The sequence below is a fragment of the Bartonella pachyuromydis genome, assembly GCF_039543065.1.
Taxonomy (GTDB): Bacteria; Pseudomonadota; Alphaproteobacteria; order Rhizobiales; family Rhizobiaceae; genus Bartonella; species Bartonella pachyuromydis.
On record NZ_BAABJA010000039.1, the window covers coordinates 1 to 2,198 of the forward strand.

1 protein-coding gene is annotated in these 2,198 nt (G+C 46.2%); it reads right to left on the minus strand.

Annotated elements, in window-relative coordinates; all coding sequences use genetic code 11:
* Window positions 1-8 precede the first annotated feature (8 nt).
* Window positions 9-2,198, minus strand: a 2,190-nt coding sequence (locus tag ABD917_RS08585) for a DUF4815 domain-containing protein (RefSeq protein WP_345119649.1), incomplete at its 5' end; no start/stop codon positions are given.

The window sequence follows — 2,198 nt, forward strand, 5'->3', positions numbered from 1 at the left end:
TTCTCCCATCACAATATGCCAGCACCAAAATCGCTCACCATTGACCGTGCCGCCGGTCCACCGGTAAGGGTGAGTTTAAGGCGCGCTTGTCGTGCTGTTTTGTCGCTGCTCACAAATTTACGCTCTGTCCAAAGCGGTTCAGCGAGTTGTTCTGTCTCATCCAGTTTTAAAGGGGTGAAAGCACCATCATCCAGTTGCATCTCGAGGGTGAATGAAGAACCGCCCGGCAAGAAGGTTTTGATATAACTGGTCAATCTTGCCTTTTCCCCAAAGGCAAAAGCCCTTGTGACATAAGTGGCTGTTTTATGAATCTTTCCTGCAATCAATTGTACAGGGGCAAATAAGACGGGTGAGAGTTTCTCTGTACCTTTAAGAATGGCGCGAAGCTTGACTTTTTCATTGATATATTCGGTCAGACTAAGCAATTGAAAGGGTAGCAGTTGGTAAACTGTACCGTTATTTCTTTCAATTTCAAAGATGACAGAACAATCGCTTGAAGGCAATTCAATGGCAGCACGGATTTGCAAATCAGAGCAGTCCACAAGATCAAAGGTGCCTAAATCCACCGTTTTTTCTGTTTGCCTATAGTGGGCGGCCAACACCCGAAATGCTAATGCCTCATCTTGGTGTGCTGTCCAGCTCTGTGCATTGACAGAAGAAAAGCGTGGACCCGTTACATAGGGGTGACTTGAAACATATCTTTGGTGCTCTTTATCAAAATCACCAAGTTTGGCGAGAGAAACAGAATGATCCCCATCATCGGTTTTAATGACAAAAGCAGTGAGGCGGTCATTGGGAACAAGTAAGGGGACATCATAACGTGCTCCAGCCCATCCTACCTTTGCACCCTTCATAGAATAGGAGGTTTGGGCTTGAATATCAGCCGTGGGATAACCGTTTTCAGTGGTGACCAAATCAATGACTAGATCATGGGCTTGATTGCCTATTTTACAAAGATGGAAATCAATGCCGGTGATTTGCCGTGTTTCATCGGGGGTAAAGACTTGTGCTTGCGGGTCTACTTGTGTCCAGATTTTCACCGTGGTGGTACGCCGCATCACCTTCACATCAATCACCCCTTGACCGGTAAAAAGCCCCGTTGCTGTTGTTCCACCTCTGCCGCGTGCCATAACATTTTTTGTCCCAGCGGGAATGTTTGGAGGAATCTTGAAACTCCCTTCAAGGGTGCCTTTGCTATTGGCAACAAGACGGCTTGTTGGTAAGACATTGACACCATCAAAGCTAAGGCTGTCCAAGATTTCGCCACTGCCAAAGCCTTCAATTTTAAAGTGAAGGGTAATTTGTCTTAAAAAATCGATTTGCTCCCTTGTTGTATTCACCAAATCATCACTGATTTCTGTCTTAACGATGCTTCTCCCACGGTTCCAGCCCATATTGAGTTGATTGGTCACACCAGAGAGCCAATCAGTGCGCTCAACATGCCAAAAGTCTGTCGCGGGGGTAAGGGTGACTGTACCAGGGAGAGGCGCAAAATTTTGATAAGGGTTGATCTTTTCGCAAGCCGTTGTCAACTCTTGCGCAATGATCACTTCATTGGTCCAGTCAAGGGTGACAGGGGCGTTCAAGGGAGCGGTATAGAATGTTGGGTCAATAGCAAGCTGTAAAATACCGTTTCCCACAGCCCCTGTTTGTTCAAGACCTTCATCTCGATAACTGTCATCGAGAAAAGGGTCTGCAAACATGCCTTTTTTGGCAACTGGCTCTTTAGAGTCAACATTGCTTTTAATGCGCTCTAATTGCATAAGCCGGTCAAGGGAGAGCACCCGTCGAAAATAGTGCCACATTTCATCATAAGGGGCAACACGTGTCCCATCATTTTTCACAAGCGGTACATCAATCCAGTTATTGGTAATAGTGGCAAGAGAGAGCACATCTTCAGGAACGCTTGGCGCCATGGGTTGGTCTGCCGAAACCCCTTTGATATAAACAACATCACCTCCTGTATTGAGTCCAATACGGTCAATGCGGGGCAATTTGTAAGTGTAACTGACAATAATATCACCATCCTCAGCCCCTCCTGAGACAGTGATTTCTTGTGCTGTTACTTTATCAGCCTGCACGCTTGCGCGGTAACGGTAAGTCACCATATAGCCGCTTCCCGGTAACGGTTCATCGCCCATAGGTGCCCAATCAATGGTATCTCCGTTTTTTTTAAAATCTCTACCTTCTTTAAATTC